The organism is Kutzneria buriramensis, from assembly GCF_003387475.1.
GTDB lineage: Bacteria > Actinomycetota > Actinomycetes > Mycobacteriales > Pseudonocardiaceae > Kutzneria > Kutzneria buriramensis.
The window spans coordinates 62433-87413 of the sequence record NZ_QUNO01000027.1; the positions used below are offsets into that span (position 1 = coordinate 62433).

Genomic DNA, 24981 nt, shown 5'->3' on the forward strand with positions numbered 1-24981 from the left:
TCCAAGAAAGCCGGTTTCCGCCGCGTAAAGCACGCGAGGTCAATTCATCCCACCATCGGACAACGGGCCGTTTTCATGTTCCACCGTTCAGTGGGTGCTCCGTTGTTACGCCTGCGCTACGGTGAGCCACGCGTGCGATCCTGTCGTGAAAAGTATTGGGAAGGAAACCCATGCTTACTACGATGGCGGCCACCGGTCTGGCATTATCGATGATCACTGCCGGTGTTTCCGCTCCCGCTGACGCTCCCCCCTCGGGCCCCGTCACGGTCGGCGTCGTCACGGTCAACGGATCCGGGTGCCCCGCCGGAACCACCGCCGTGGACGTGTCCTCCGACAATACCGCGTTCACCGTCACCTACAGCAACTACCTGGCCCAGACCGGGCCCCAGTCGGCCCCGACCGACATCCGGAAGAACTGCCAGCTGGCCCTCAAGGTCCACGTGCCGCAGGGCTTCACCTTCGCGATCGCCGAGGCCGATTACCGCGGCTTCGCCGATCTTGCCTCGGGCGCTACCGGCATGGAACAGGCTAACTATTATTTCCAGGGCACGGCGCCGACCGCGCGTGTGCCGCACAAGTTCTCGGGCCCGTTCGAGAACGACTGGGAGACGGTCGACGCGACCGATGTGGCGTCATTGGTGTTCGCGCCCTGCGGCATCGACCGGCTGCTCAATGTCAACACCGAGCTGCGTGTGGCCGCCGGCAGTTCGGACCCCTCCAGCACGAGTTTCATGACGATGGACTCCACCGACGGAAGTGTGCACACCACTTATCACTTCGCGTGGAAGCAGTGTTGACCCCGTCATGACGAGCCGGGCCGGTGGCGTCCCACCCGGCGCCACCGTCCCACCTCACCTCAGATAGTCCACGCTGCGCGCATACGGGGCGAACCCCAGCGCCTCGTACAGCGGCAGCGCGGCCGGATGCCGGGAATCGCCGGCAACCGGGTAGACGACGGCCTCGCGGGCGCCTTCCGCACGCAGCGCCCTCAGGGCCGCCAGGCACACCGACCGCCCCAGACCCAGCCGCCGGAACCGGGCGTCGGTGCCCACCGGTTCGAGCAGACCGACGCCGTTGGCCTCGTCGAACCAGACCAGGCAGCTCGCGGCGAAGGAGCCGTCCGGCGCGACCACGACCCAGTCGAGGCCCGCGCGGTACGGCCACGCCGCCGTCACCGCGCGATAGCTCTGCTCGTTCACCCGCGTCGCCGGCCAGGCGGCCTGGTGCACCGCGACCCGGTGCACCAGGTCGTCCGCGGTCACCGACCGCACCGTGAAGCCCTTCGGCAGCATCGGTTCCGGCAGACCGGTGAGCGCGCGCGTGAGGTAGGCCAGGTACGGTCCGTCCGATCGGACGTATCCGTTGCGCCGCAGAGCGTCCAACACGTGCGTCGCCCGGTCCAGGGTGGTGACTGTTTTCGGTCCGAAGTGGACCAGCACCTCGTCCGCCAGCTCCGGGTGCGCCGGGTCGACGTAGAGCTGGAGGTCGCCCGGCGCCTGTGACCAGCCCCAGGCACGGACCTCGCCGTCGACCTCCCACAGCCGCGTCGACCACTCGTCCTCGCGGCCCACGTGCATGAGCCGCTGCCAGGCGAGGTCCCCGATGTGGCAGGAGCTGTCGTGCGACCACGTCCGCTGCGTCAGGGCCTGCATACCGCGCAGTACATCGGCCTTCACGCCGGCACCAGCCCGAACCAGCGGGCGAGCGCCTCGGGCAGCGGCCCGGGCTCCTCCCGGCCGTCCCGCGCCAGCCAGGCCACGTGCCCGTCCGGACGGATCAGCATCGCGTCGACCGGCGTCTCGTCCAGGGGTTCGGCCCTGAACACGTCGATCCGTTCCAGGGCAATATGATCCCTATTGCCGAAGTCGAGCAATACTCCGCGACCCTCCCGAAGAAGGCGAGCGATACTTGTCGGTCGGCCGTCGACCGAAACGGCAAGATCCGGCGCCATCCGCCCGAGCCACGGATGCGAAGTCAATTCGCCCATGTCGTAACACGTTTCCACGCCGGTGACGAGTTCGGCGAGATATTTTCCGACGCCGTCGAGCTCGCTCAGCTCCGCGAAGAGCTCGCGCAAGGGGCCGACACGGTCGCCGCCGAGCAACGCCTGTGCCTGCGTGTGCAGCAGGACGCGCGCACCGGCCGCATGCCGCTCGGAGTGGTACGTGTCGAGCAGTTCCGGTGACGCCCAGCCCTGTGCCGCCGCGGCGAGCTTCCACCCGAGGTTCATGGCGTCCGCGATGGCCAGGTTGACGCCCTGCGCGCCGGCCGGCGGGTGGATGTGCGCGGCGTCGCCGGCGAGCAGCACCCGCCCGCGGCGGTACGTCTCGGCCTGCCGCGCGGCGTTGCCGAACCTGGTGAGCCAGCGGGGATTCGCCAGCTCGACGGGCCGGCCGACGGCGTCGTCCACAATGGAGCCCAGGACATCCAGGGTGATCGGTTCGGGGCGGTCGAGGACGGGGTCGGCGACCACGATCCGGACGTAGCCGGGACGCGGGATCACGAACACGCCGCCCTCGTGCACGCCGTAGGCGAGGTCCGCCTCGACGTCCCCGAGCAGCGTGTATTTCGTGGTTTCCGTGCCCGGAAAGGCGATTCCGGCAAGTCGGCGGACCGCGCTGCGGCTGCCGTCGCAGCCGACGAGGTACTCCGCCCGGATCGAGCCGTTGACCGTGACGCCGTCCTCGTCCTGCCCGAAGGTGACGAGTTCGTCGCCCCGACGGACGTCCACGCCCAGCTCGATCGCGCGCTCCTCGAGGATCTCCTCGACGCGGGTCTGCGGGATGCCGAGCGTGAACGGGTGGTCCCAGCCGAGGCTGCCGATGTCCAGCGGCGTCGGCAGGCCGCCGAAGCCGGTCACCGGCACCTTGTGCCCCTCGGCGAGGAACCGGTCGGCGATGCCGCGCCGGGCGAACACGTCCAGGCTCCGCGCGTTCAGATTGAAGCCGCGGCAGAATTCCGGCCGCCGCTCCTCGCGTTCCAGCAGCACGGTCGCCACGCCCGCGGTGGCCAGCTCGCAGGCGATCATCAGCCCGGCCGGCCCCGCGCCGGCGATCACCACATCGGTGTCCATCAGTACTCCCCCGGTTCCGGCCACGTGATCGCGCCGGTCGTCATCTCCTCGGCGGTCCGCCGCAGCCATTCCACCTCCGCGCGGCGCATCGCCTGCGCGTACTCCACCTCGAGCATGAACAGCCGCGGCACGTGCACGGGTTTCAGCTGTTCATCGGTCTCCTCGATGGCCTTGCTCATCCGCTCGGCCCGCTCGGTGAGCGCGTCGACCGCGCCCTCGACACCGAGCACTCCCACGTAGCTCACCGCGGCGACGAACTTCGGGAACTCGTTGACCGGGACGCGGATGAGCTCGTCGATCCACTTCTGGAACTCGGCCAGCCCCAGCTCGGTGTAGGCGTACACGGTGCGTTCCGGGCGGTTGCCCTCGCGCACGGTCTCCACCGCGCTGATCCAGCCGTCCCGCTCCAGGCCCTCCACCACGTCGTAGAGCGAGCCGGTGGTGATCTTGAAACTGGTGCCCTTGTTGCGCTCGCGCAGCGTCTGGGCCATCTCGTACGGGTGCTTGACGCCCTCCATCAGCAGGCCCAGCACGGCGAGCGCCAGCGTGTTGCGACTTCTCCTGGCCACGACAACTCCTCGGATCCGACTACTCGGATCCGACTATATGGCCGCTGTCAACTCGTCAGAGCAGCGTCAGGCCGGTCACCTGCCAGCTGCCGGCCTTGTGCGCGACCACCCTGAGCTGGGCGTATGTCGAAGTGTTGCCGTTGTTGGCGCGTACGGCCTGCTGGTCCACGAACACCAGCAGCGTCGCGTCGTCGCCGCTCAGCGTCTTCACGGCGATCGCCCGGACGGAGCTCACCAGCACCAGCTTCTGCTGGGCCGCCTGCGCGCGGACCTGGTCGAACAGCCGCTCGTACTGGCGCATGGCGTCGCCGACGAGCACCGCCCGAGCGGCCTTCTCGGTGCGGGCGGTGTCGGTGTAGTCGTACGAGAAGGAGTTCTCGATCGCCGTCTTGACCTGGGCCTCGACCTGGCTGGTGGCGTCGGTGTCGACGAGCGCGGTGTTGGCCATCGGCGGCGCCTGGTCAAGCAGGAAGAACGCGACGGCCGCCAGCGCGGCGATGATCACGGCGATCCTCATTCGATCACCTGCACCGTGCCGGTCTTCCAGCCGTCCTCGGTCCGGGACAGCACGGCGTCCACGCGGCTCTTGCGCGTCGTCGGTTTGCCGTCGCCCTGGCCGATCGTCACCTCGATGGCCACCAGCACGGTCGCCGTGCCGGCGCGAGTGTCCAATGTGCTCACCGCGGCGTCGACAATCTTCGCCGTGGACACGGTCTTCTGCGCCTTGGTCGAGTTGAGGTCGCTGTCGTGCTGGTTGGTCAGCTGCGTCAGCAGGTTGCCGGTGGTCACCCGCTGCCACTGCGTCAGATCGTCCTCGGCCTTGCGGTAGTCGACCGTGTTCAGCGTCCTGATCTGGTCGGAGGCGACGCCGAGGACCAGGTCGCGGGTCTGCCCGTACGTGACGTCGTCGGAGTGCGAGGACTGCCACCACGTCCAACCCGCCCAGCCGGCACCGAGCACGGCCAGGAGCGCGGCGACCGCGAGCACCCGGTTCATCCCGGCAATCCCAGCAGCTGCGCCATGTTCGTCGGCGAGGGAGTGGACTGGGTGGCGCCGAGCGCGCCGGGCAGCCGGGGCGTGTCGCCGCGCGGCACGTTCTGCGAGCCGCGCACGTCGATCGGGCTGTTCGGCGGCTCCGCGCAGTACGCCTGGCCGTTGGCGGCCACCGGCGTGGTGTTGTCGGCCGGGCGCTCCTTGGTCGTCTCGTAGCCCTTCGTGCACGGGAAAGGGTTGAAGAAGTTCAGGATCAGCCCCAGATGACCGGTGCCGTCCGGCGACAACCCCGGCGTGAAGGCCGTGATCACCGGGTAGGCGACCAGCAGCTCCTCCAGGCCGGCCGTGCGGGTCTCGGCGATCGCTGTTGTCGTGTAGAGGTTGGCCAGCACCACGCTGAGGTTGCGGCCCGAGCTGCGCAGCACGTCGTCCACCGGCTGCGCCGCCTGCGGCGCGATGGCGATCAGCGACCGGATGTCCGGGTCCGAGGCCTTGAGCTGGCCGGCGATCTGGTTCAGCGAGGTCGCGAAGGACGTGATGTCGGCGGCGTCCCGGTTCTGTGTGTCCAGCACGGTCTTGCCGTTGGCCAGCAACGACTTGGTCTGCGGCAGGTTCTTGGCCGCCTCGGTGGTGAGGTCGCTGCTGGCGTCCAGCAGCTTCTGGAGGTCGGGTCCGGTGCCGGTGAACGTCTTGTCCAGCTCGTCCACCACCACCTTGAGCTTGTCAGTCGGCACGCTCCGCACCAGGGCGTCCAGATTGGACAGCACCTCGTCCGGGCTCGGTGGCAGGGAGGTGCGGTCCTGCGGGATCACCGAGCCCTCGTGCAGATAGGGCCCCTTGTCGTCGGCCGGCTCCAGGTCGAGGTACTGCTCCCCCACCGCCGACCGGTTCGCCACGACCGCCTTGGCGCTGGCCGGAATCGGCGGGGCGGAGTCGTCGATGGTCAGTTGCGCCCGCACGCCGGTGGCCGACAGCTTGAGCGCGTTCACCCGCCCGACCGCCACGCCCCGGTACGACACCTCGGCGTTGGGGAAGACGCCGCCGGAGTCGCTGAGCTGCACGGACATCTGGTAACCGGGGGTCTGCAGGAACCGGTAGAGCCCGATGATGCCCACCAGGGCGATGACCAGGAAGATGGCGAGTTGGATGCGGAGTCTCATCACCCACCGCCGATGATCGGCGACTGCGGACCGAGCAGCGCGCTCAGGTCCAGGTTGAACCGGATGTCCGAATTGAAGTAGTCGCCCTTCACATCGCCCGCCGCGTAGTCGCTGAACGGGTAGGTCGCCAGGTACTCCAACGCGGTCGGCAGTTTCGAGCCGGTCTCGGCGAGCTTCTGGAGCACCGGCTGCAACTGGCGGAGGTCGCCGACGAGGTCGTCACGGCTGCGGTTGATGGTGTCCACGGCAACCGACGAGAGGTTGTCGAGGGCGTTGAGCATGCTGGTGAGCTCGTCGCGCTGCGCGGTGACGACCTTCAGCCCGGGCCCGAGCTGGTCCAGCGCGGTGGCGATGTTGTCGCGCTGGCCGGCCAGCGTCGTGGTGAGCCGGTTCATGGCGTCGATCGCCTTGACGACGTTGTCCTTCTGACCGTCGAGATCCCGCACCAAGTTGTCCACTTGGGACAGGAACGACCGGATCTGGGGCTCGTTGCCGGTCATGGCGGCGTTGAGCTCCTTGACGATGTTCTGGATCTGCCCGATGTCGCCGCCGTTGAGCAGCAACGACAGCGCGCCCAGCACCTCCTCGATCTCGGGACTGCGGCTGGTCCGGTCCCGGGTGATCACGCTGCCGTCGGCGAGCCGGCCGGTGGGCTGTTGGGGCGCGGTGATCTCCACGTACTTCTCGCCGAGCAGGCTGGACTGGCCCAGCTGCGCGCCGGAATTGGCCGGCAGGCGCACGGAACCGTTGATCAGCACGTCGACGAGCGCGGTCTTGTTGTCGGGGCCGAGGTCGATGCGGTCGACCCGGCCGACCGCGACGTCGTCCACCTTCACGCTGGACTGCGGCACCAGATCCAGCACGTCGGTGAACTGCACGGTGACGTGGTACGGGTGATCGCCGAGGGCCGCGCCGCCGGGGAGCGGCGTGTCGTAGAGGCTGCATCCGGTGAGGAGGAGGACGGGAAGGAGGAGAACTGCACGTTTCACTTCCCACCCCCCAGCAGCGGCAGTGGCAGCGGCGGCAGCTTCCCCTGTTGCAAGGCGGCCAAGGCCTCGGCGGCCGATGGCAGGTGCAGGGCTCCGTCCAGCAGCGGCTCGATCTGGTTGCACAGGTCGGCCAGCGTCGCCGGGATCTGGGTCGGCGTGCTGCGTTGCAGCAGCTGGCAGATCATCATGACCGGCGGGTAGGTGAGCTCGTTGATGTTGCCCCGGACGGCGATGGAGCCGGACTTGGCGTCGTAGGCGTTGACGAAGTTGGTCGCGGCGGTCGGCGCGACGTCCAGCACCTCGGCCAGCGCCGCCCGCTGGTCGACCAGCGTCTTGGTGATCGCGGCCAGATTGTCCACATTGGTCTGGATCAGGCCCTTGTTGTCGGTGACGAACTTCTGCACCTTGGTCAGGGCCTGTGCCAATGACGACACGGCCGCGCCGAGCTGCTGCCGGTTGTCGGCGAGGAATCCCGTCGCGTCGGCGAGTCGGCCGTCGAGGTCGTGCACCTGCTGGTCGCTGCTGGCCAGCGTCGAGGTGATCTTGCTGAGGTTGTCGACGGTGCCGAACAGGTCGCCCTTCGAGGTGTCCAGTGCCCCGGCGGCCTGGCTGAGCTGCGTGACGGTGTTGTTCAACGCATCGCCGTTGCCGGCCAGGTTCGCGGCGGCGGAGTCGATCACATTGGACAGGGCGCCGTTCTTGTTGGCCCCGGACGGGCCGAGCGCCTGGCTGAGTTGATCGACGCTGGTGAACAGCTGGTCCAGCTCGACCGGGCTGGCGGTGCGATCCCGGGACAGCGTGGAGTTCGGCGGCAGTTCGGGGCCGCCGTCGTAGGCTGGGGTCAGCTGCACGTACCGGTCGCTGACCAGGCTCGGCGCGATGACGACGGCGTGCACGTCGGCCGGGATCTGCACGCCACGGTCCACGGTGAACTGAACCTTGACCTGGCCGCCGACCGGCATCACCGAGTCGATGGTGCCGACCTTCACTCCGAGCACCCGCACGGCCGAGCCGGCGTAGAGGCCGATGGCCTTGTCGAAGTAGGCGGTGACGACCGGGCCGGAGGTCGGTTGCAGCCACAGGAAGGCACTCGCCACCACGAGGGCGACGACGCAGCCGATGGCGAGGAGGCGGGTGGTCATTTCGACCCCAGGCTCGGGTCGGCCAGCGGCGTCGAGCAGCCGCCGGGATTGAACTCCAGGCCGGCGGTGGTCTGCGCCGGCGGCAGCAGGCCGCAGATGTAGCCGTCGAACCAGCGGCCGGTGCCGATGGTGTTGTTGAACACCCGGACGAACGGCGCCAGCGAGGCCAGAGCGTGGTTGAGGTTGTCCTGGTTGCGGGCCAGCACGGCCGTGACCTCGTCGAGCTGGTCGAGCGCCGGTTGCAGCTGGTTCTGGTTGTCGGTCACCAGACCGCTGAGCTGCTTGGCCAGCTGCTGGGTGCCGGTGAGCAGCTGGGCGATGGCCTGCTTGCGTTGCTGCACCACGCCCAGCAGCAGGTTTCCGTCGTCGAGCAGCTTGCTGATCTCGCCGTCCCGAGAAGCCACCGTGGCACTCAACTGGTTGGTGCCGGACAACATGCCGGCGATCTGATCGTCACGGGAGGCGATGGTCGTGGACAGCGACGACAGGCCGGCGGCGGCCTCCTTCAGCGGCGCGGGCGTGTCCTTCAACGCGTCGGAGATCACCTGGAAGCTCTGGGCCAGCTGGGTCGGGTCGATCTGGCCGACCGTGCTGCCGAGCTGGTTGATCGCGTCGGTCACGTCGAACGGGGACATGGTGCGGGACTTGGGGATCGTCTGCCGCGGGTCCTGCGCCTGCGTGCCGTCCGGTTGCAGCGCGAGGTACTTGTCGCCGAGCACGGTCCGGATCTGGATCGACGCGCTGGTCCGGTCGCCGAGGAACACGTCGCTCACCCGGAACTCCACCAGCACCTTGTTGCCGGCCAACGACACCCGTCGCACCTGCCCTACCTTCACGCCGGCGACGCTCACCTCGTTGCCCGCGACCAGCCCGGCCGACTCGCCGAAGTACGCGGAGTACGTGGTGCCGCCGCCGATGATCGGCAGGTCGTCGGCGTTGAACGCGGCCAGCACGCCGAGCGCCAGCACCACCACCGTGACCAGCCCGACCAGCGCTTCCCGTCTCATGGGCCACACCTCGCCGGCATCTGCGACACCGGGAACGGCACGATCGGCACGGACACGCCCAGCGAGCCGACGCTGATCGTGCCGGACATCCGGCACAGGTAGTAGTTGAACCAGCCGCCGTAGCTGGCGGTCCGGGTGAACGCCTGGAGGTCGCCGGGCAGCTTCTGGAGGAACGCGTCCAGCGTCGGATCGGCGTGGTTGAGCAGCGTGGAGACCTGCCCGAGGTTGCCGATGTCCTGCTGGAGCGAGGGTCTGGCCTGCGCGAGCAGGCCGGAGGTGGCGGTGGTCAGGCCGTCCAGCGCGGTGATCGCGTCGGCGATGGGCTGCCGGTCCGCCGCCAGGCCGCTGACCAGCTGCTGCACAGTGGAGATCAGGTCGGACAATTCGCTGCCACGGCCGTTGATCGTCGCCAGCACGGCGGTCAGGTTGTCGATCACCTGGCCGATCACCTTGTCCCGGCCGGCGATCGCCGACGTGATGGAGGCGGTGTGCGCGAGCAGGTCGCTGACCGTGCCGCCTTCCCCCTGCAACACCTGGATGATCTCGTACGAGAGCTGGTTGACGTCCTTCGGCGACAGCGCCTGGAACAGCGGCTTGAACCCGTTGAACAGGGCGGTCAGGTTCAGCGCCGGCTGGGTCCGGCTCAGCGGGATCGTGGTGCCGGGCGTCAGCACGGCGTTCGGGTCGCCGACGTCGGTGCCGAGCGAGATGTACCGCTGCCCCACCAGGTTGCGGTACTTGATGGTCGCCGTGGTCGCGGCCGGCAGCTTGCGGTCGGCGGCGAGCTCGAAGGTCACCTGGGCGTTCTTGTTGTCCACCAACGAGATGCCGTCCACTTGCCCGATTCGCACGCCGGCGACCCGGACGTCATCGCCCTTGTTGAGGCCGCTGACGTCGGTGAAGATCGCGTAGTAGGTGGCCGTGTTGCCCAGGCTGGCGTTGACGATCGTGGCGGCGAGCATGCCGGTCAGCACGACGGTGACCACCGTGAAGATCGCGATCTTCACGCCCGCGCTCAGGGTGCCCTTCACTTCAGCGTCACCTCCGAGCCGCGCAGCAGCGGTCCGACCAGCAGCGCGCTCCAGCCGGGCGCGTTCTGCGGCATCACACCGAGTTGCGGCGCCTCAAGGAGATTCAGCAGCTGCTGCTCGGCGGGCGAACCCGCGGTGGAGGCACTCGCGGTGTGCGTGGAAGTGCTCGTACCGGGGTGGGTCGAGCCGTCCTGGATGGGGCCGCCGGGCGGGTACTGCGGGAACAGGTTGCCGGCGCTGGCCTTCTGATAGCACTGGGGCCCGCGGGTGTCCAGGTACTTGGGGGTGTCCACGCCCGGCTGGTACGCGCCGCGGCTGGCGGTGATCGACAGCGTGAACTTGCCCATCTGCGGGTGGTCCGTGCCCTTGCCGAAGGTGAAGTCGGCGTTGGCCAGGCCGTCGGCGAGCTGCCCGAGCATGCACGGGTACTCCGGCGCGTACTTGGCCAGCACGTCCAAGGTCGGTCTCGCGGTGGTGGCCAGGCCGATCAGGTTGGTCTCGTTGACCCGGAGGAAGCTGTCCAGGTCGACGGACGTGGTGGTGACGACCGAGTACAGCGTGTCCAGCTGCGACCGCTGATCCACCAGTGTGCGGCTCGTGGTGGTCAGATCCGCCAGCGCGTGCAGGAAGTCCGGCGCTGCCGTCGAATACGTGTCGGCGACGTGCGACAACGCGTCGAGGTCGGCGTTGAGGTCCGGCAGCGACGGCGCCAGCTCCCGCAGGTACGAATCGGCCTGCGTCAGGACGTCGCCGAGCTGCTTGCCCCGGCCGTCCAGCGCCTGCGACAGCGCTGTCAGCGTGCCGGCGAGCTTCTGCGGCTGCACCGCCTGCAACACGGGCATCAGGTCGTCCAGCACCTTGCTGACCTCGATCGCGGAGCTGCTGCGATCCTGGCCGATCACCGCCCCGGCCTGGATCGGCGCGGCGGGATGCTGGGGAACCTGAAGCGCCACATAGCGTTCGCCAAACAACGTCTTCGGCAGCAGGCGCGCCGTCACGTTGTCCGGCACCTGGTCCACCAGATCCGGTTGCAGTGCAAGGTCCAGCGACGCCACGCCGCCGTCCGTGCTGACCGACCGCACCTCGCCGACGACCACGCCCCGGACCTTCACGTCCGCGCCGGCCGTCAGCTGGTTGCCGACCGAGTCCGTCTTCAGCGTCACGTGCACGGCCGGCGTGAAAGCCTTCTCGTAGACGGCCACCGTGAAGGTCAGGAAAGCCACGATGGCCACCAGGAAGGCCGCGCCGTACACGTGATATCGGTTCATCCGGCGATCCGCACCGTCGTCGACGAGCCCCAGATCGCCAGGCTGAGGAAGAAGTCCAGCACCACCTGCGACACCAGCGCGGCCCGCACCGCCCGGCCGACCGCGACGCCGACCCCGGCCGGCCCGCCGCTGGCGGTGTAGCCGTAGTAGCAGTGCACGAGGATCACCACGACGCTGAACACCATCACCTTGCCGAACGACCACAGCACGTCGACCGGTGGCAGGAACAGCGCGAAGTAGTGGTCGTAGGTGCCGGCGGACTGGCCGTAGAACAGCACCGTGATCTCGCGGGAGGCCACATAGGAGCAGAGCAGACCGATGACGTACAACGGGATGACCGCGGCGACACCGGCGATCATCCGGGTCGTGACCAGGTACGGCAGGCTCGGCACGCCCATGACCTCCAGCGCGTCGACCTCCTCGGAGATCCGCATCGCGCCGAGCTGGGCGGTGAAGCCGCAGCCTACCGTCGCCGACAGCGCCAGGCCGGCGGACAGCGGGGCGACCTCGCGCGTGTCGAAGTAGGCCGAGATGAAGCCGGTGAGGGCCGAGGTGCCCAGCTGGTTCAGCGCCGAGTACCCCTGGAGACCGACGATGGTGCCGGTGAACAGCGTCATGCCGATCATCACGCCGAGGGTGCCGCCGATCACCGCCAGCGCGCCGCTGCCGAAACTCACCTCGCCCAGCAGCCGCAACACCTCACGGGGGTATCGGCGGATGGCCTGCGGCGCCCAGGCGATGGCCCGGCCGTAGAACGCCATCTGGCGGCCGAGGTGCTCCAGCCTGCCCAGCGGGGTCGAGGTGGCGGGGGCGGTCACGTCACATCCCCTTCGGCGGGACCAGCTGGAGGTAGATGCCGGTCAGCACCACGTTCACCAGGAACAGCAGCAGGAAGGTGATGACCACGGCCTGGTTGACCGCGTCGCCGACGCCCTTCGGCCCGGCCGACGGGTTCAGCCCGCGGTACGCGGCGACCACGCCGGCGATGAAGCCGTAGATCACCGCCTTGACCTCGCTGATCATCAGGTCCGGCAGCTGGGCCAGCGCGTTGAAGCTGGCCAGGTAGGCGCCGGGCGTGCCGCCCTGCATGATCACGTTGAAGAAGTAGCCGCCCAGCACGCCGACCACGCTGACCAGGCCGTTGAGCAGGATCGACACGAACATCGCGGCCAGCACGCGGGGCACGATCAGCCGCTGGACCGGCGGCACGCCCAGCACCCGCATGGCGTCGATCTCCTCGCGGATGGTCCGCGCGCCGACGTCCGCGCACATCGCCGAGCCGCCCGCGCCGGCCACCAGCAGCGCCGTGATCAGCGGGCTGGCCTGCTGGATGATCGCCAGCGCGCTGGCCGCGCCGGTGAACGACTGCGCGCCGATCTGCTTGGTCAGCGAGCCCAGGTGCAACGAGATGACCGCGCCGAACGGAATCGCCACCATCGCCGTGGGCAGGATGGTGACGCTGGCGAAGAACCACGACTGGCGGATCAGCTCCCGCCACTGGAACGGCCGCTGCGGCACCGCGCGCACGACGTCCCAGCCCAGCAGCGAGATCCGCCCGACCTGCCGGAACGCGACGATCATGACGGCGCCAGCCCGTGGGTGGCGGCCGCCCCGCCGTCGATGGAGAACTCGCCGCCGGTGCAGTAGGAGCTCTCGTCGCTGGCCAGGAACAGCACCAGGTTCGCGACCTCCTCGGGCCGCCCGGCGCGGCGGATGGCCAGCTTCTTCAGCATGGGCGTCATGTCGACGTCGTGGCCGCCGAGCGCGTCCTTGACCATGTCGGTGGCGATCGCGCCGGGATGGACGGAGTTCACGCGGATGTTGTGCCGGCCCAGCTCCACCGCCGCCACCTTGGTCATGCCGCGGATGGCGAACTTGGACGCGGTGTAGGCCACCAGCAGCGGCATCGCGGCCAGACCCTCCACGGAGGACACGTTGACGATGGAGCCGCCGTGCTCAGTCATCAGCGGCACCACCGACCTCATGCCGAGGAAGGTGCCGACCTGGTTGATCCGGATCACGCGCTCGTAGTCGGCCAGCGTGGTCTGCGGCAGCGGCGAGAAGTGCAGCACGCCGGCGTTGTTGACCAGCACGTCCAGCCGGTCCAGCTCGCCGGTGACCTGCGCCCAGGCCTCCTCCGAGCCGACGTCGAGGTGCCGGTAGTCCGCGCCGATCTCCGCCGCGAGGGCCTTGCCGGCGTCGTCGTTGACGTCCGCGATGATCACGCGTGCGCCCTCGGCGACGAACCGCCGCGCCGCGGCCGCGCCCTGTCCGCGGGCCGCACCGGTGATCAGCGCGATCTTGCCGTCGAGTCGCATGGCCGCTCCTAACTGAGGGTCATCACTTCGGTGCACGCGAAGGTGCGCGCCGGATCGCGGTCGGCGAAGTAGCCGCCGACCGCGGCCCAGTCGCCGTCGGCCGCGTGGAAGGTCTGTTCGACGGTCGGGGCGGCGATCAGCGCCACCATGCCGCCGTGCACCACGAACAGTTGGCCGCTGATGTGGTCGGCCGCCGGCGAAGCGAGGTAGACGACGAACGGCGCGACGTGTTGCGGGGAAAGGGGATCCTGCCCCTCCGGGGCGTCACCGAAGACATTGGCGGTCATGGCGGTGCGGGCGCGGGGGCAGATCGCGTTGGCCTTCACGCCGTAGCGGGCCATTCCTCGCGAGGTCGCCACCGTCAGGGCGACGATGCCGGCCTTGGCGGCGGCGTAGTTGGGCTGCCCCTCGGAGCCGAGCAGGAACGCCTCCGACGACGTGTTGACCACGCGGCCGTACACCGGCTGCCCATCCTGTTTGGACTGCTGGCGCCAGTAGGCGGAGGCGTTGCGGGACAGCAGGAAGTGGCCACGCAGGTGCACGCGGATCACGGTGTCCCACTCCTCGTCGGTCATGTTGAACAACATGCGGTCGCGCAGCACGCCGGCGTTGTTCACCACGATGTGCAGCCCGCCGAAGCCTTCCACGGCCGCCTGCACCATGGCGTCCGCTGTGGACCGCTCGGCCACGTCACCGGGCACGATCTCGCCCTTGCCGCCCAGCGCCTCGATCTCCGCGAGCGTGTCGGAGGCGTCGGCGATGTCGCTCAGCACCACCGACGCGCCGGCGGCGGCCAGGGCGAGTGCCTCGGCGCGGCCCAGCCCGGCGGCGGCGCCGGTGACGATCGCAACTTTCCCGTCGAGATCCACGCGCGGCTCCCCGTCGAGTCCACCCGGCAGTGTCACCCGGCTCACACTAGAATCTGTTCTCGTTCTGGGCAAGACCGGTCAGTCGGTCACGCGCAGCGCGAGGCGCGGGCAGCTCGCCACAGCGACCTTGATCCGCGCGGCCAACTCGGCGTCCGCCGGCGCCTCACGGATGATCAGTTCCTCGTCGTTTTCCAGCTCGAACACCTCGGGAGCGGCGGCCACGCACAGCCCGTTGGCCTCGCACAGATCCCGGTTCACTTCCACCGCCACGACCGTCTCCCGTCCGCAAGTGGGAACGCGATTCACGGTAACACCGTGCTACGGTTACTAGAACACGTTCCACCTTGCCGAGCCGGGAGGCCGGATGCGGATCGCGTACACCCCCGAGCAGGAGCGGCTGCGCGCCGAACTGCGGGCGTACTTCGCGGAGCTGATGACGCCCGAGCGGCGGGCGGCGCTGACCACCACCGGCGGCGAGTACGGCGACGGCGTCGCCTACAAGGAGGTCGTCGCCCAGCTGGGCCGGGACGGCTGGCTGGTGATCGGCTGGCCCAAGGAGCACGGCGGCCAGGACCGGTCCATGCTGGAGCAGCTGATCTTCCTGGACGAGGCGGCGGTGGCCGGCGTGCCGGTGCCGTTCCTCACGCTGAACACCATCGGCCCGACGATCATGCGCTTCGGCACCGACGCGCAGAAGGCGCAGTTCCTGCCCCGGATCGCGGCCGGCGAGCTGCACTTCGCCATCGGCTACTCCGAGCCCGGCGCCGGCACCGACCTCGCGTCGCTGCGCACCCGGGCGGTGCGCGACGGCGACGACTACGTGATCAACGGCCAGAAGATGTGGACCAGCCTGATCCAGTACGCCGACTACGTGTGGCTGGCCGCCCGCACCGACCCGGAGGCGGTGAAGCACAAGGGGTTGAGCATCCTGATCGTGCCCACCGACGCCGAGGGCTTCAGCTGGACGCCGGTGCACACGATGGCCGGGCCGACCACCAGCGCCACCTACTACCAGGACGTCCGGGTGCCGGCGACTGCGCTGGTCGGCGAGGAGCACCGGGGCTGGCCGCTGATCACCAACCAGCTCAACCACGAGCGGGTGGCGCTGACGTCGGCCGCGCCCGTGCTGACCGCGCTGCACGAGGTGATCGCCTGGGCGCAGCGGACCAAGCTGCCCGACGGCAACCGGGTGATCGACCAGGAATGGGTGCGGCTGCACCTGGCCCGCGTGCACGCGAAGGCGGAGTTCCTCAAGCTGATGAACTGGCGCATCGCCTGGGGCGTCGAGCAGTCGCCCAGCCCCGCCGACGCGTCCGCGACCAAGGTGTTCGGCACCGAGTTCGCCACCGAGGCGTACCGGCTGCTGATGGAGGTGCTCGGCACGAACGCCGTGGTGCGGCAGGGATCGCCGGGCGCACTGCTGCACGGGCGGATCGAGCGGATGCATCGGTCCTCCCTGATCCTGACGTTCGGCGGCGGCACCAACGAGGTGCAGCGGGACATCATCGCCGCGGTGGGCCTGGGCCTGCCGGTCGGCCGGCGCTGAAAGGGAACCTCCGGTGGACTTCGAGTTGTCGCAGGTGCAGCGGGACCTCGCCGCAATGGTGCGCGAGCATCCACAGTGGACGGATCTGGCCGCGTCCGGGGTGCTGGCCGCGGCGCTGCCGGAATCGGCCGGCGGCAACGGGTTCGGGCTGTTGGAGCAGTGCGGTGTGCTGGTGGAACTCGGCCGCGCCGTGTCGCCGTCGCCGTACCTGCCCTCGATCGTGCAGGCGGCGTCGACGGTGGCCCGACACGGCACAGCCGACCACGTCGACCGCTGGGTGCGGCCGGCGCTGACCGGGACGACCGTGTTGTCGGTCGCTCTGTCCGAGGAGAACAACGACGATCCCCTCGCCCCGGTTACGCGGGCCGACAGGGTTTCCGACGGCTGGCGGCTGACCGGCGTGAAGTCGCTGGTGCCCGCCCCGTCGGCCGATCTGTTCCTGGTGCCGGCGAGCACCGAGGACGGGCTGCGGATGTTCCTCGTGGAATCGGGTCAGGCAACCGTGCGGCGGCAGGAGGTCGTGGACGGCGACGACAGCTGCCAGGTCGAACTGGACGGCGTGTCGGTCGGTCCCGACCGGGTCCTGCCCGGCGAGGCCGTGTCGTTCGCGGTGCAACGAGGCGTGGTCGGGCTGTGCGCGCTGCAACTCGGCGTGGTGGAACGGGCCCTGGAGATGACCACCGAGTACGCGCGGACCCGGCAGCAGTTCGACCGGCCGATCGGCAGCTTCCAGGCGGTGACCCAGCGGCTCGCCGACGCGTACATCCAGGTCGAGGCGATCAGGTTGACGCTGTGGCAGGCCGCCTGGCGGCTCAGCGAGGGGCTGCCGTGCGACGCCGAGCTCGCCACCGCGAAGTTCTGGGCGTCCGAGGGCGGGCACTTCATCGCGCACACCGCCGTGCACATCCACGGCGGCATGGGCATCGACATCAGTCACCCGCTGCACAAGTACTTCGTCGCCGCCAAGCGCCACGAGTTCTCGCTCGGCGCCGCCACCGCGCAACTGCGCAAGATCGGAGCCGTGCTGGCCGACACTCCCGTGTGACTACTGGCCGACGCGGCCGTCGATCCGCTCGCGCAGCAGGTCGACGTGGCCCATGTGGCGGGCGTACTCCTCGATCATGCCTAGGAGGATCTCGCGCAGGGACATCGCGCCGCCGCCGCTGCCGTGCTGGTTCAGCGCGTCGATCGCGGTGACGTCGAGATTCGGCGCGTCAGCCACGAACTTCTCCGCGAACGCCACCTCCGTGCGCCAGGCGTCCCACGCCTGCGCGACCATCGCCGGGTCGGCGACGGCGTCGTCGAAGTCGCCGTCACGGTTGGTCGGCGAGGTGTAGAGGCGGGGCGCGTCCTCCCCCGCCATCAGCCGACGGAAGGTCGCCCGCTCCATCTCGGCCAGGTGCCGGACCAGGCCCAGCAGCGACATCGTCGAAGGCTCGACCGCCCGTAGCGCCATCGCCGCCGCGTCGAGGCCCGCGCACTTCAGTTCCAGCGTGAGGCGCTGCTTGCGCAGGGATTCCACCAGCGTGCCGCGCTCGTCGCCCAACCGCGGGCCGTGCTCGCGGGGGTCGTCGTCGGAGGGCTGCCCGTCCTCCGTGAACATGTCGGCGCGGCGAGTGGTGGACATGGCCGCCATCATCGACGCGAACGCCACCATGGCCAACCGATTAACCGCGTAGAATCCGCCGCCGTGACTCTGCGACTGCCGATGCCCTGGTTGAGACGCACCCTCGACGGCATCGGCTATCTGGTGGGGCCGTTCGTGGTCGTGCTCCTCCTGGTCCGCCCCGTCAACTGGGTGCTGGGTCTGGTCGCTCTCGCCGTCGGCGCGGCGCTCTGCGTTCGCGTGCAGCTGTGCGGGGTGACATGCACGCCCGAGACGGTCCTCGTGCGTTCCTACTTCTGGAGCAAGCGGATCCCGACCCGCAGCGTGTTGGAGGTGCGTCGGGGGCAGCCCGCGATCGTCTGGCGCGACTCGGCCGGCGTCGAACGGAGCACGCGGATGGTCGCGTTCCAGGCCTTCATCACGGACATCGTCGCCAAGGACAACCGACTCGCCCTCGATCGGCTGGACGTCTGGCTCGCCAACGAGCTGACGAGCTGACGAGCTGACGAGCTAGTGCGGCACCTGATCGTCGAGTGATCACCCCTCGCTATCATCCTGGTGTGCCACTGAGGCTTCGCATGAGCGCGCACTCGCAGGTCGCCATCATCGTCCTCAGCTGGTTACTCCCGTTCGGCGCGTTCGTCCTCGCCGGACCGGTCATCGGCGGCAGCCCGCTGAAGCTGCCGTTGCTGGTGGCGGCGCTGCTGATCGCCGTGACGCTGAGCGTGCGGGGCGCCGAGTGCGGCGTCGACTGCGCGGCGGACACGATCAGGGTGCGCGGCTGGGTCCGGACGGTGTCGATCCCGACCAGCGCGGTCATCCTGGTCGATCCGGACCGGTACGCCCTGATCTGGCGCGAAGCCGACGGCGAGCGCCTGACCAGGTTGTACGCGTTCGGCCGCTCGCGCCGGGGCATGGACCGGCACAGCCGGGAGTCGCTGGACCAGCTGGCCGACTGGGTGAGCAGCCGCTAACGGAGCTTGTCGAGCCGGGTCAGCGTCTCGTCGAACTCCCGCAGCAGATCGGACATCACGTCGGCGACCGGGCGGATCTCGTTCATCCGTCCGACGATCTGGCCGACCGGCATGGACACCACGCTGGGGTCGCCGGAGCGGGTGATGCGCTGGTGCGCGTCGGCGACGAGCAGGTTCTGCAACGGCATGGGCAGCGGCTCGGGTGCGCCCGGTTGGCTCCACGCCTCCGTCCACCGGGTCTTGAGCAGGCGCGCGGGTTTGCCGGTGTAGACACGGGTTCGGACGGTGTCGCTGGAGCCGGCGGCGAGCAGCGCCTGCTGGGTGGCGGAGGCGGGCACGCTCTCGGCGTACTCCGCGGTGGTCAGCCAGTACGAACCGAGCCAGCCGCCGCTGGCGCCCAGGGCGAGCGCGGCGGCGAGCTGGCGGCCGCTGCCGATGCCGCCGGCGGCGAGCACCGGGACGTCGACGGCGTCCACGATCTCCGGCACGAGGACCATGCTGGCGATCTCGCCGGTGTGGCCGCCGGCCTCATATCCCTGCGCCACAACGATGTCCACGCCGTTGGCGACGTGCCGTTGAGCATGTTCGGCCTTGCCGGCCAGGGCGGCGACCGGGATGCCGTGCTCGTGGGCCTGTTCGATGACGTCCCTGGGCGGCGAGCCCAGCGCGTTGGCGATCAGCTTGATCGGATGTTGCAGGGCAACGTCCACATGGGACCGCGCCACCGAGTGCAGCCAGCCGAGCACGCCGGCGCCGTGGGCGTCCTCGTCCAGCGGCGGGACGCCGAGCTCCTGGAGCGTTCGTTCGACGAAGTCCCGGTGGCCGGCGGGGATCAGCGCGTCGAGGTCGATCGCGGTGCCCTCGGTCGGGATCTTCGCCGGCATCACGACGTCGACCCCGTACGGCTTGCCGTCGGTGTGCTCGTCCATCCACGTCAGCACGGCGTCCAGCTCGGCCGGATCGTTGAACCGGACGCAGCCCAGCACGCCGAGCCCGCCGGCCCGGCTGATCGCCGCGGCGACGTGTTCCGACGGCGTGAAGCCGAAAACCGGGTGTTCGATGCCGAAACGGTCACACAGTTCCGTGCGCATGGGACCCTCCGAGCCCGGCGGTGGTCTGCACCTCGACGGTCGGCGCCTGCTCGGCGACGAGCTGCTGCGCCCAGCGGTAGTCCGGCTTGCCGCTGGGCAGCCGGCTGATCTCGTCGACGAGCCAGATGCTGCGCGGCACCTTGTAGCCGGCGATCTGTTGCCGCACATGGCTGTCCAGCTCGTCGTACGAGACGGTCCGGCCGGGGCGGGCCTGCACGACGGCGGCGACCCGCTGGCCGAGGCGGTCGTCGGGGACGCCGAGCACCAGCGCGTCGAAGACATCGGGATGCGACTTGAGGACGCCCTCCACCTCTTCCGGGAACACCTTCTCCCCCGCGGTGTTGACGCACATGTTGCCGCGCCCCAACAGGGTAACGGTGCCGTCCTCCTCGAGGCGGGCGAAATCCCCCGGCACGGCATAGCGCTTGCCGTCGACCTCGGCGAACAGCGCGGCGGTCTTGGCCTCGTCCTTGTAGTAGCCGAGCGGGACGTGCCCGCCCCGGGCCAGCTTTCCGATGACGCCGACCGGCGCCGGCTTGCCGTCGTCGCCGAGCACGATGCTGTCGGGATCGGCCTTCACGCGCGGGCCGCCGGACTGCGGCGCGCCGCTCTGCACGACGCCGATGCCGGTGAACCCGGTCTCCGAGGCCCCGATCGCGTCGGTGATCACCACGTTGGGGAAGGCGGCGATGTACTCCTCCTTGACGGCCTTGGAGAACAGCGCGGCGCTGCTGGAGATCGCCGCCAGCGAGGAGGCGTCGTAGTCACCGTCCCGATAGGACTCGATGAGCGGCCGGGCCATCGCGTCGCCGACGATCATCATCACCTGGACCTTGTGCTGCTGCACCGCCTGCCAGATCTCGTCGGCCTCGAACCGCGGCAGCAGGACGACCGTACTGCCGGTGAACAGCGCCCCGAACACGCCCCACTGGGCGGCGCCGTGGATCATCGGCGGCGCGCACAGCCGGACCAGTCCGTACGCCTGCCCCTGGCGGGCCTGCTGCCACTCGTCCTCCACCGGGACGCCGGTGAGGAAGTCGATGCCGCCGCCGAGCACGCGCCAGACGTCCTCCTGACGCCACAGCACGCCCTTGGGGTGGCCGGTGGTGCCGCCGGTGTAGAGGATGTAGATGTCGTCCGGGCTGCGCTCCGGGAAGTCCCGCGCCGGGCTGGCGGCGGCCAGCGCCGCCTCGTACTCGACCGCGGGGTAGGACACGTTCTCGTTCGTGCCGTCCTCGGTGTAGATCACGTGCCGCAGTGCCGGGACCTCCGGCAGCACGTCGGCGACCAGCGGGGCGTAGCGGCGCTCGTGGATCAGCGCGACGAGGTCGGAGTTGTCGAACACGTAGCGCAGCTCGGGGCGGGTGTAGCGGTAGTTGATGTTGATGGCGACGGCCCGCAGCTTGTACGCCGCGAGCATGCTTTCCACCATCTCAATGGAATTCCGGGAGTGCACGCCGACGTGGTCGCCGGGGCCGACGCCCTGCGCGGCGAGGTGGTTGGCCAGCCGGTTGGCGCGTTCGTCCAACTCGGCGTAGGTCACCGTGCGTTGGCCGCAGATCACCGCGGCACGCTCGGGGACGAGATCGACTACGTGCTCCACGAGGTCTGCGATGTTGAGGGCCACCCCTGCAAACTAGAACGTGTTACTGTTTTGGGCAATCCCCTGGGAGGCTTGATGACGGCGACGCAGGAGTCCGAGCACTGCCTGGTAGACCAACGAGGCGCGGTCCTCGTGGTGACGATGAACCGCCCGGAGGCGCGCAACGCCCTGTCCGGCCCGATGATGGCGATCATGCGCGAGGCCTGGGACCGGGTCGACTCCGACGACAGCGTCCGGGTCTGCGTGCTCACCGGCGCGGGCGGCGCGTTCTGCGCCGGCGCCGACCTCAAGGCGATGACCGCCAGCCACCCCGGCGACTCGTTCTCCGGCGGCGGCTTCGACCTGTCCGTGATCGAACCCCTGCTCAAGGGCCGGCGGCTGACGAAGCCGCTGATCGCCGCCGTCGAGGGTCCGGCCATCGCCGGCGGCACCGAGATCCTCCAGGCCACCGACATCCGGGTGGCCGGCGAGAGCGCCCGGTTCGGCGTGTCCGAGGCCCGCTGGGGCCTGTTCCCGCTCGGTGGTTCCGCCGTTCGGCTGCCCCGGCAGATCCCGTACACCGTGGCCGCCGACCTGCTGCTCACCGGCCGGCACATCACCGCCGCCGAGGCGCTGGGCATCGGCTTGATCGGTCATGTCGTGCCGGACGGACAGGCGCTGGCCAAGGCGCTGGAGCTGGCCGAGCTCATCGCCGCCAACGGACCGCTGGCCGTGCAGGCGATCCTGCGGACCATCCGGGAGACCGAGGGCCTGCCCGAGAACGAGGCGTTCAAGCTGGAGGCCCAGCACGGAATGCGGGTCTTCCTCAGCCAGGACGCCAAGGAGGGCCCCGCCGCCTTCGCCGCCAAACGCCGCCCCAACTTCCAGGGCAAGTAAGAACCCCGCGAGTTCGCCCAGAAATCGAGCACAGTCAGACACACCGAATGTAGGTTTCCGGCAGATCCGAGCCTGGAGTCTCGTTCTGCCGGAAATCGACATTCGGTGTGACACTGGGCGGGACTCGCGGGGGGTTCTGTCTGAGACGTGCACTCGGTGTGTCCGAGAGCGCGACTCGCCGGGGTCTGCCTCAGACCTATATTCGTTCTGGTGCTGGGCGCGACTCGCGGGGGTTGTCAGATGGCGCGGTCGTGGCCTTGCCAGTAGGGGTCGCGGAGGCGGCGCTTGTAGAGCTTGCCGTTGGGGTCGCGGGGGAGCTCGGCGACGTAGTCGATGCTCCGGGGCAGCTTGAACTTGGCCAGGCGGGAGGCGGCGAAGGCCAGCAGCTCCTCCGTCAGTTCGGGGGTGCCCTCCAGGCCGTCGACCGGCTGCACGACGGCCTTGATCTCCTCGCCCCAGTCGGAATGCGGGATGCCGAACACCGCCACGTCGGCGACCGACGGGTGGCAGGCCAGCTCCCCCTCGATCTCCGCCGGGTAGACGTTCACCCCGCCGGAGATGATCATGTCGGCCTTGCGGTCGCACAGGAACAGATAGCCGTCCTCGTCCAGATAGCCGACGTCGCCGAGGGTGAACAGGTCCCGGACCCGACCCGCATCGGTCTTCGCCTTGTCCTTGTAGTACTCGAAAGTGGAGGCGCCCATCCGCATGTACACGGTGCCGACCTCGCCCGGCGGCAGCTCGGCGCCGTCGTCGCCGAGCACCTTCACCACCGATCCCGGCCATGGCAGGCCCACCGACCCCGGCTTGCGCAGCCAGTCGGTCGCGGTGATCACCGTGCCGCCGCCCTCGGTCGCCGCGTAGTACTCCGTCACGACCGGTCCCCACCAGTCGATCATGCGCCGCTTGACCTCGAGCGGACACGGGGCCGCGCCGTGGATCGCCACCCGCAGCGACGACACGTCGTACCGGGCCCGCACCTCCTCCGGCAGCGCCAGCAGCCGCCGGAACTGGGTCGGCACCATGTGGCTGTGCGTCACCCGGTGCTTCTCGATCAGGCGGAGCATCTCCTCGGCGTCCCACCGGTCCATCAGCACCGTCGTGTGTCCGAACTGGATCGACAGGGCGACGAAGTTCAGCACCGCCGTGTGGTACAGCGGCGACCCGCACAGGTGCACGTGCCCGTCGAACGGCTTGAGGTCGAAGATGCCGAAGAACCAGACGCCGGCGGCCGGAACGTCGTCCGGGTCGGCCCCCGTCAGCGCCCGCCGCACGCCCTTGGGCCGGCCGGTGGTACCGGAGGTGTAGAGCATCGGCGCGCCGGACGTGCGGATGTCCGGCCGCCCAACGGGTTCGTCCGCCCCCAGCTCGGCCAGCGGCCGGAAGCCGCCAATGGTCCCCACCGCGAACCTGGCCTCCGGAGGCAGCGACTCCCCCGCCACGATCGCCGTCTCGGCGAACCGCTCGGACGCCACGAACGCCTTGGCGCCGGAGTCGGCGACCAGGTACGCGACCTCCGGCCCGATCAGGTGCCAGTTCACCGGCACGATGTACAGACCGGTCTGCATGGCGGCGAAGTACATCGCCAGCAGATCGGATCCGTTGGGCAGCAGCACCACGATGCTGTCGCCGGGTCGCAGGCCCATGGCCTGCAACCCCCGGCCGTACCGGTCGGCCGCCGCGGCCAGCGAGCCGTAGCTGACCTCCCCGCCGTCGGGGTCGACGACAGCCGTCAACCCGGGTTCCGCAGCCGCGATGTTCCACAGTCCAGGCGCCGTCATGCACCTCAATCTAGAACGTGTTCCACTTCGCCGACAAGGGTCGCGGACAGCTGCTCGACCTGCTCGACGCTCCCGCAGCCGACCAGCAGGGTGGTCACACCGGCCCGTTCCATCTCCTCGACGCGGGCCCGGACCTCCTCGGCGTTGCCCACCACCATCACGTCCTCGACCAGCGCATCCGGCACCTCGGCGGCCGCCTCTTCCTTACGTCCGGAGCGGAACAGCTCGCCGATTGCAGCCACCTGCTCGGGATAGCCCATCCGGGCGAAGACGTCGGCGTGGAAGTTCATGCCGGCCGCGCCCATGCCGCCGATGTACAGCGCCAGCACCGGTTTCATGGCCCGGATCGCGCCGGCCCGGTCGTCGGTGAGCACGATCTGGCAGCTCGCGACGATCTCGAACTCCTCCCGCGACCGCCGCGCGCCGGGCCGCGCGAAGCCCTCGTCCAGCCACTCGTTGTAGAGCCCCGCCAGCCGCGGCGTGTAGTAGATCGCCAGCCAGCCGTCGGCGATCTCGGCCGTCATGGCGACGTTCTTGGGCCCCTCCGCGCCCAGCATGATCGGCACGTCCGGCCGTAGCGGGTGCGCGATGGGCTTGAGCGGCTTGCCGAGCCCCAGCGCCCCCGGCCCCTGATACGGCAACGGATAGTGCTTGCCGGCGTTGACCACGGGTGCCTCGCGGGCCAGCACCTGCCGCACGATCGACACGTATTCCCTGGTCCGAGCCAGTGGCTGGGAGAACGGCTGGCCGTACCAGCCCTCCACCACCTGCGGCCCGGACACCCCGAGCCCGAGGATGAAACGCCCACCGCTGAGCCGGTCCAGGGTGAGGGCGTGCATGGCGCACGCCGTGGGCGTGCGCGCCGACAACTGGGCCACCGAGGTGCCCAGTCGCAGCCGTGATGTGCGGGATCCCCACCAGGCCAGCGGGGTGAACGCGTCCGAGCCCCACGCCTCGGCCGCGAACACCGAGTCGAAGCCGCTGCGCTCCGCGGCGGCGACCAGGTCCGGGGTGTTGGGGGCCGGCACCGGGGTCCAGTAGCCGAGTTGCAGTCCGAGCCTCATACCCTTCATCTTGCCGCAAAA

The 24981-nt window shown here is 69.6% G+C and carries 27 protein-coding genes; 6 read left to right on the top strand and 21 right to left on the bottom strand.

The features are described 5' to 3' along the window. Window positions 1–182 precede the first annotated feature (182 nt). Window positions 183–797, top strand: coding sequence for a DUF4360 domain-containing protein (locus BCF44_RS49175; protein WP_379798282.1), 615 nt, complete (start codon window positions 183–185; stop codon window positions 795–797). Window positions 798–851: 54 nt separating this feature from the next. Here the strand turns inward: BCF44_RS49175 and BCF44_RS49180 are convergent, their stop codons facing one another. The 16 genes from BCF44_RS49180 to BCF44_RS49255 all read right to left on the bottom strand — a co-directional run bounded on the left by BCF44_RS49180 (window position 852) and on the right by BCF44_RS49255 (window position 14689). Further along, complete coding sequence (locus tag BCF44_RS49180) at window positions 852–1676, bottom strand: GNAT family N-acetyltransferase (RefSeq protein WP_147328977.1); 825 nt, start codon at window positions 1674–1676, stop codon at window positions 852–854. Further along, window positions 1673–3073, bottom strand: a complete 1401-nt coding sequence (locus BCF44_RS49185) for an FAD-dependent monooxygenase (RefSeq protein WP_116181493.1) — start codon at window positions 3071–3073, stop codon at window positions 1673–1675. Before BCF44_RS49185 ends, BCF44_RS49180 begins: the two co-directional genes overlap by 4 nt. Next, window positions 3073–3642 (bottom strand): PadR family transcriptional regulator, encoded by a 570-nt coding sequence (locus BCF44_RS49190; protein ID WP_246016263.1) that lies wholly within the window; start codon window positions 3640–3642, stop codon window positions 3073–3075. The genes BCF44_RS49185 and BCF44_RS49190 overlap by 1 nt, the downstream gene beginning before the upstream one ends. Before the next feature lie 55 nt (window positions 3643–3697). Next, window positions 3698–4159 (bottom strand): hypothetical protein, encoded by a 462-nt coding sequence (locus BCF44_RS49195; protein ID WP_116181494.1) that lies wholly within the window; start codon window positions 4157–4159, stop codon window positions 3698–3700. Further along, window positions 4156–4638, bottom strand: coding sequence for a hypothetical protein (locus BCF44_RS49200; protein ID WP_116181495.1), 483 nt, complete (start codon window positions 4636–4638; stop codon window positions 4156–4158). The genes BCF44_RS49195 and BCF44_RS49200 overlap by 4 nt, the downstream gene beginning before the upstream one ends. Next, window positions 4635–5795: an MCE family protein gene (locus BCF44_RS49205; RefSeq protein WP_116181496.1), complete on the bottom strand. Its 1161-nt coding sequence runs from the start codon at window positions 5793–5795 to the stop codon at window positions 4635–4637. Before BCF44_RS49205 ends, BCF44_RS49200 begins: the two co-directional genes overlap by 4 nt. Further along, window positions 5795–6784 (bottom strand): MCE family protein, encoded by a 990-nt coding sequence (locus tag BCF44_RS49210; protein WP_116181497.1) that lies wholly within the window; start codon window positions 6782–6784, stop codon window positions 5795–5797. Before BCF44_RS49210 ends, BCF44_RS49205 begins: the two co-directional genes overlap by 1 nt. Then, a complete protein-coding gene (locus tag BCF44_RS49215; protein WP_116181498.1) occupies window positions 6781–7926 on the bottom strand; it encodes an MCE family protein in 1146 nt (381 codons plus the stop codon). The genes BCF44_RS49210 and BCF44_RS49215 overlap by 4 nt, the downstream gene beginning before the upstream one ends. Beyond that, the gene (locus tag BCF44_RS49220) at window positions 7923–8933 is read right to left on the bottom strand and encodes an MCE family protein (protein ID WP_116181499.1); all 1011 of its coding nucleotides are present in this window, start codon (window positions 8931–8933) and stop codon (window positions 7923–7925) included. The genes BCF44_RS49215 and BCF44_RS49220 overlap by 4 nt, the downstream gene beginning before the upstream one ends. Continuing rightward, window positions 8930–9964 (bottom strand): MCE family protein, encoded by a 1035-nt coding sequence (locus BCF44_RS49225; protein ID WP_116181500.1) that lies wholly within the window; start codon window positions 9962–9964, stop codon window positions 8930–8932. The genes BCF44_RS49220 and BCF44_RS49225 overlap by 4 nt, the downstream gene beginning before the upstream one ends. After that, on the bottom strand, window positions 9961–11232 hold the full coding sequence (locus BCF44_RS49230; protein ID WP_116181501.1) for an MCE family protein: 1272 nt from the start codon (window positions 11230–11232) through the stop codon (window positions 9961–9963). The genes BCF44_RS49225 and BCF44_RS49230 overlap by 4 nt, the downstream gene beginning before the upstream one ends. Further along, window positions 11229–11993 carry an MlaE family ABC transporter permease gene (locus BCF44_RS49235; RefSeq protein WP_116181545.1) on the bottom strand — a complete coding sequence of 255 codons (765 nt, stop codon included), beginning with the start codon at window positions 11991–11993 and terminating at the stop codon, window positions 11229–11231. The genes BCF44_RS49230 and BCF44_RS49235 overlap by 4 nt, the downstream gene beginning before the upstream one ends. Window positions 11994–12051: 58 nt before the next feature. Next, on the bottom strand, window positions 12052–12813 hold the full coding sequence (locus tag BCF44_RS49240) for an MlaE family ABC transporter permease (RefSeq protein ID WP_116181502.1): 762 nt from the start codon (window positions 12811–12813) through the stop codon (window positions 12052–12054). Continuing rightward, window positions 12810–13550, bottom strand: a complete 741-nt coding sequence (locus BCF44_RS49245; protein ID WP_116181503.1) for a glucose 1-dehydrogenase — start codon at window positions 13548–13550, stop codon at window positions 12810–12812. The genes BCF44_RS49240 and BCF44_RS49245 overlap by 4 nt, the downstream gene beginning before the upstream one ends. An 8-nt stretch (window positions 13551–13558) precedes the next feature. Then, on the bottom strand, window positions 13559–14419 hold the full coding sequence (locus BCF44_RS49250) for a 3-oxoacyl-ACP reductase (RefSeq protein ID WP_116181504.1): 861 nt from the start codon (window positions 14417–14419) through the stop codon (window positions 13559–13561). Between the two features lie 78 nt (window positions 14420–14497). Continuing rightward, the gene (locus BCF44_RS49255) at window positions 14498–14689 is read right to left on the bottom strand and encodes a ferredoxin (protein WP_116181505.1); all 192 of its coding nucleotides are present in this window, start codon (window positions 14687–14689) and stop codon (window positions 14498–14500) included. Window positions 14690–14783: 94 nt separating this feature from the next. Here BCF44_RS49255 and BCF44_RS49260 point away from each other — a divergent pair, with 94 nt between their 5' ends. Both BCF44_RS49260 and BCF44_RS49265 read left to right on the top strand, forming a co-directional pair. Then, window positions 14784–15965 (top strand): acyl-CoA dehydrogenase family protein, encoded by a 1182-nt coding sequence (locus tag BCF44_RS49260; RefSeq protein WP_116181506.1) that lies wholly within the window; start codon window positions 14784–14786, stop codon window positions 15963–15965. Between the two features lie 13 nt (window positions 15966–15978). Further along, a complete protein-coding gene (locus BCF44_RS49265) occupies window positions 15979–17010 on the top strand; it encodes an acyl-CoA dehydrogenase family protein (RefSeq protein ID WP_116181507.1) in 1032 nt (343 codons plus the stop codon). Here BCF44_RS49265 and BCF44_RS49270 read toward each other — a convergent pair whose 3' ends face one another. After that, complete coding sequence (locus BCF44_RS49270; protein ID WP_116181546.1) at window positions 17011–17592, bottom strand: DinB family protein; 582 nt, start codon at window positions 17590–17592, stop codon at window positions 17011–17013. 63 nt (window positions 17593–17655) lie between these two features. On the opposite strand from BCF44_RS49270, the gene BCF44_RS49275 reads away from it, so the two are divergent. Together BCF44_RS49275 and BCF44_RS49280 are read left to right on the top strand one after the other, a co-directional pair. Next, window positions 17656–18069 carry a hypothetical protein gene (locus tag BCF44_RS49275; RefSeq protein WP_116181508.1) on the top strand — a complete coding sequence of 138 codons (414 nt, stop codon included), beginning with the start codon at window positions 17656–17658 and terminating at the stop codon, window positions 18067–18069. Between the two features lie 62 nt (window positions 18070–18131). Continuing rightward, complete coding sequence (locus BCF44_RS49280; RefSeq protein WP_147328978.1) at window positions 18132–18545, top strand: hypothetical protein; 414 nt, start codon at window positions 18132–18134, stop codon at window positions 18543–18545. Here the strand turns inward: BCF44_RS49280 and BCF44_RS49285 are convergent. After that, complete coding sequence (locus tag BCF44_RS49285) at window positions 18542–19636, bottom strand: NAD(P)H-dependent flavin oxidoreductase (RefSeq protein ID WP_116181510.1); 1095 nt, start codon at window positions 19634–19636, stop codon at window positions 18542–18544. The genes BCF44_RS49280 and BCF44_RS49285 overlap by 4 nt on opposite strands. Further along, entirely contained in the window at window positions 19617–21263 is a 1647-nt protein-coding gene (locus tag BCF44_RS49290) for an acyl-CoA synthetase (protein WP_116181511.1), read from the bottom strand. Before BCF44_RS49290 ends, BCF44_RS49285 begins: the two co-directional genes overlap by 20 nt. 51 nt (window positions 21264–21314) lie before the next feature. On the opposite strand from BCF44_RS49290, the gene BCF44_RS49295 reads away from it, so the two are divergent. Beyond that, complete coding sequence (locus tag BCF44_RS49295; RefSeq protein ID WP_116181512.1) at window positions 21315–22115, top strand: crotonase/enoyl-CoA hydratase family protein; 801 nt, start codon at window positions 21315–21317, stop codon at window positions 22113–22115. 236 nt (window positions 22116–22351) lie between these two features. Here the strand turns inward: BCF44_RS49295 and BCF44_RS49300 are convergent, their stop codons facing one another. Together BCF44_RS49300 and BCF44_RS49305 are read right to left on the bottom strand one after the other, a co-directional pair. Next, window positions 22352–23896, bottom strand: coding sequence for an acyl-CoA synthetase (locus tag BCF44_RS49300; RefSeq protein ID WP_116181513.1), 1545 nt, complete (start codon window positions 23894–23896; stop codon window positions 22352–22354). Between the two features lie 5 nt (window positions 23897–23901). Further along, window positions 23902–24960 (bottom strand): LLM class F420-dependent oxidoreductase, encoded by a 1059-nt coding sequence (locus BCF44_RS49305; protein ID WP_116181514.1) that lies wholly within the window; start codon window positions 24958–24960, stop codon window positions 23902–23904. Window positions 24961–24981 lie beyond the last annotated feature (21 nt).

What these genes read in the sequence shown, in the direction of transcription:
- BCF44_RS49300 (WP_116181513.1), bottom strand. Translation starts at nt 23,896, where the DNA reads ATGACGGCGCCTGGACTGTGGAACATCGCGGCTGCGGAACCCGGGTTG.
- BCF44_RS49260 (WP_116181506.1), top strand. Translation starts at nt 14,784, where the DNA reads ATGCGGATCGCGTACACCCCCGAGCAGGAGCGGCTGCGCGCCGAACTG.
- BCF44_RS49270 (WP_116181546.1), bottom strand. Translation starts at nt 17,592, where the DNA reads ATGTCCACCACTCGCCGCGCCGACATGTTCACGGAGGACGGGCAGCCC.
- BCF44_RS49285 (WP_116181510.1), bottom strand. Translation starts at nt 19,636, where the DNA reads ATGCGCACGGAACTGTGTGACCGTTTCGGCATCGAACACCCGGTTTTC.
- BCF44_RS49200 (WP_116181495.1), bottom strand. Translation starts at nt 4,638, where the DNA reads ATGAACCGGGTGCTCGCGGTCGCCGCGCTCCTGGCCGTGCTCGGTGCC.
- BCF44_RS49230 (WP_116181501.1), bottom strand. Translation starts at nt 11,232, where the DNA reads ATGAACCGATATCACGTGTACGGCGCGGCCTTCCTGGTGGCCATCGTG.
- BCF44_RS49175 (WP_379798282.1), top strand. Translation starts at nt 183, where the DNA reads ATGGCGGCCACCGGTCTGGCATTATCGATGATCACTGCCGGTGTTTCC.
- BCF44_RS49205 (WP_116181496.1), bottom strand. Translation starts at nt 5,795, where the DNA reads ATGAGACTCCGCATCCAACTCGCCATCTTCCTGGTCATCGCCCTGGTG.
- BCF44_RS49185 (WP_116181493.1), bottom strand. Translation starts at nt 3,073, where the DNA reads ATGGACACCGATGTGGTGATCGCCGGCGCGGGGCCGGCCGGGCTGATG.
- BCF44_RS49235 (WP_116181545.1), bottom strand. Translation starts at nt 11,993, where the DNA reads ATGGCGTTCTACGGCCGGGCCATCGCCTGGGCGCCGCAGGCCATCCGC.
- BCF44_RS49305 (WP_116181514.1), bottom strand. Translation starts at nt 24,960, where the DNA reads ATGAGGCTCGGACTGCAACTCGGCTACTGGACCCCGGTGCCGGCCCCC.
- BCF44_RS49220 (WP_116181499.1), bottom strand. Translation starts at nt 8,933, where the DNA reads ATGAGACGGGAAGCGCTGGTCGGGCTGGTCACGGTGGTGGTGCTGGCG.
- BCF44_RS49195 (WP_116181494.1), bottom strand. Translation starts at nt 4,159, where the DNA reads ATGAGGATCGCCGTGATCATCGCCGCGCTGGCGGCCGTCGCGTTCTTC.
- BCF44_RS49295 (WP_116181512.1), top strand. Translation starts at nt 21,315, where the DNA reads ATGACGGCGACGCAGGAGTCCGAGCACTGCCTGGTAGACCAACGAGGC.
- BCF44_RS49245 (WP_116181503.1), bottom strand. Translation starts at nt 13,550, where the DNA reads ATGCGACTCGACGGCAAGATCGCGCTGATCACCGGTGCGGCCCGCGGA.
- BCF44_RS49215 (WP_116181498.1), bottom strand. Translation starts at nt 7,926, where the DNA reads ATGACCACCCGCCTCCTCGCCATCGGCTGCGTCGTCGCCCTCGTGGTG.
- BCF44_RS49240 (WP_116181502.1), bottom strand. Translation starts at nt 12,813, where the DNA reads ATGATCGTCGCGTTCCGGCAGGTCGGGCGGATCTCGCTGCTGGGCTGG.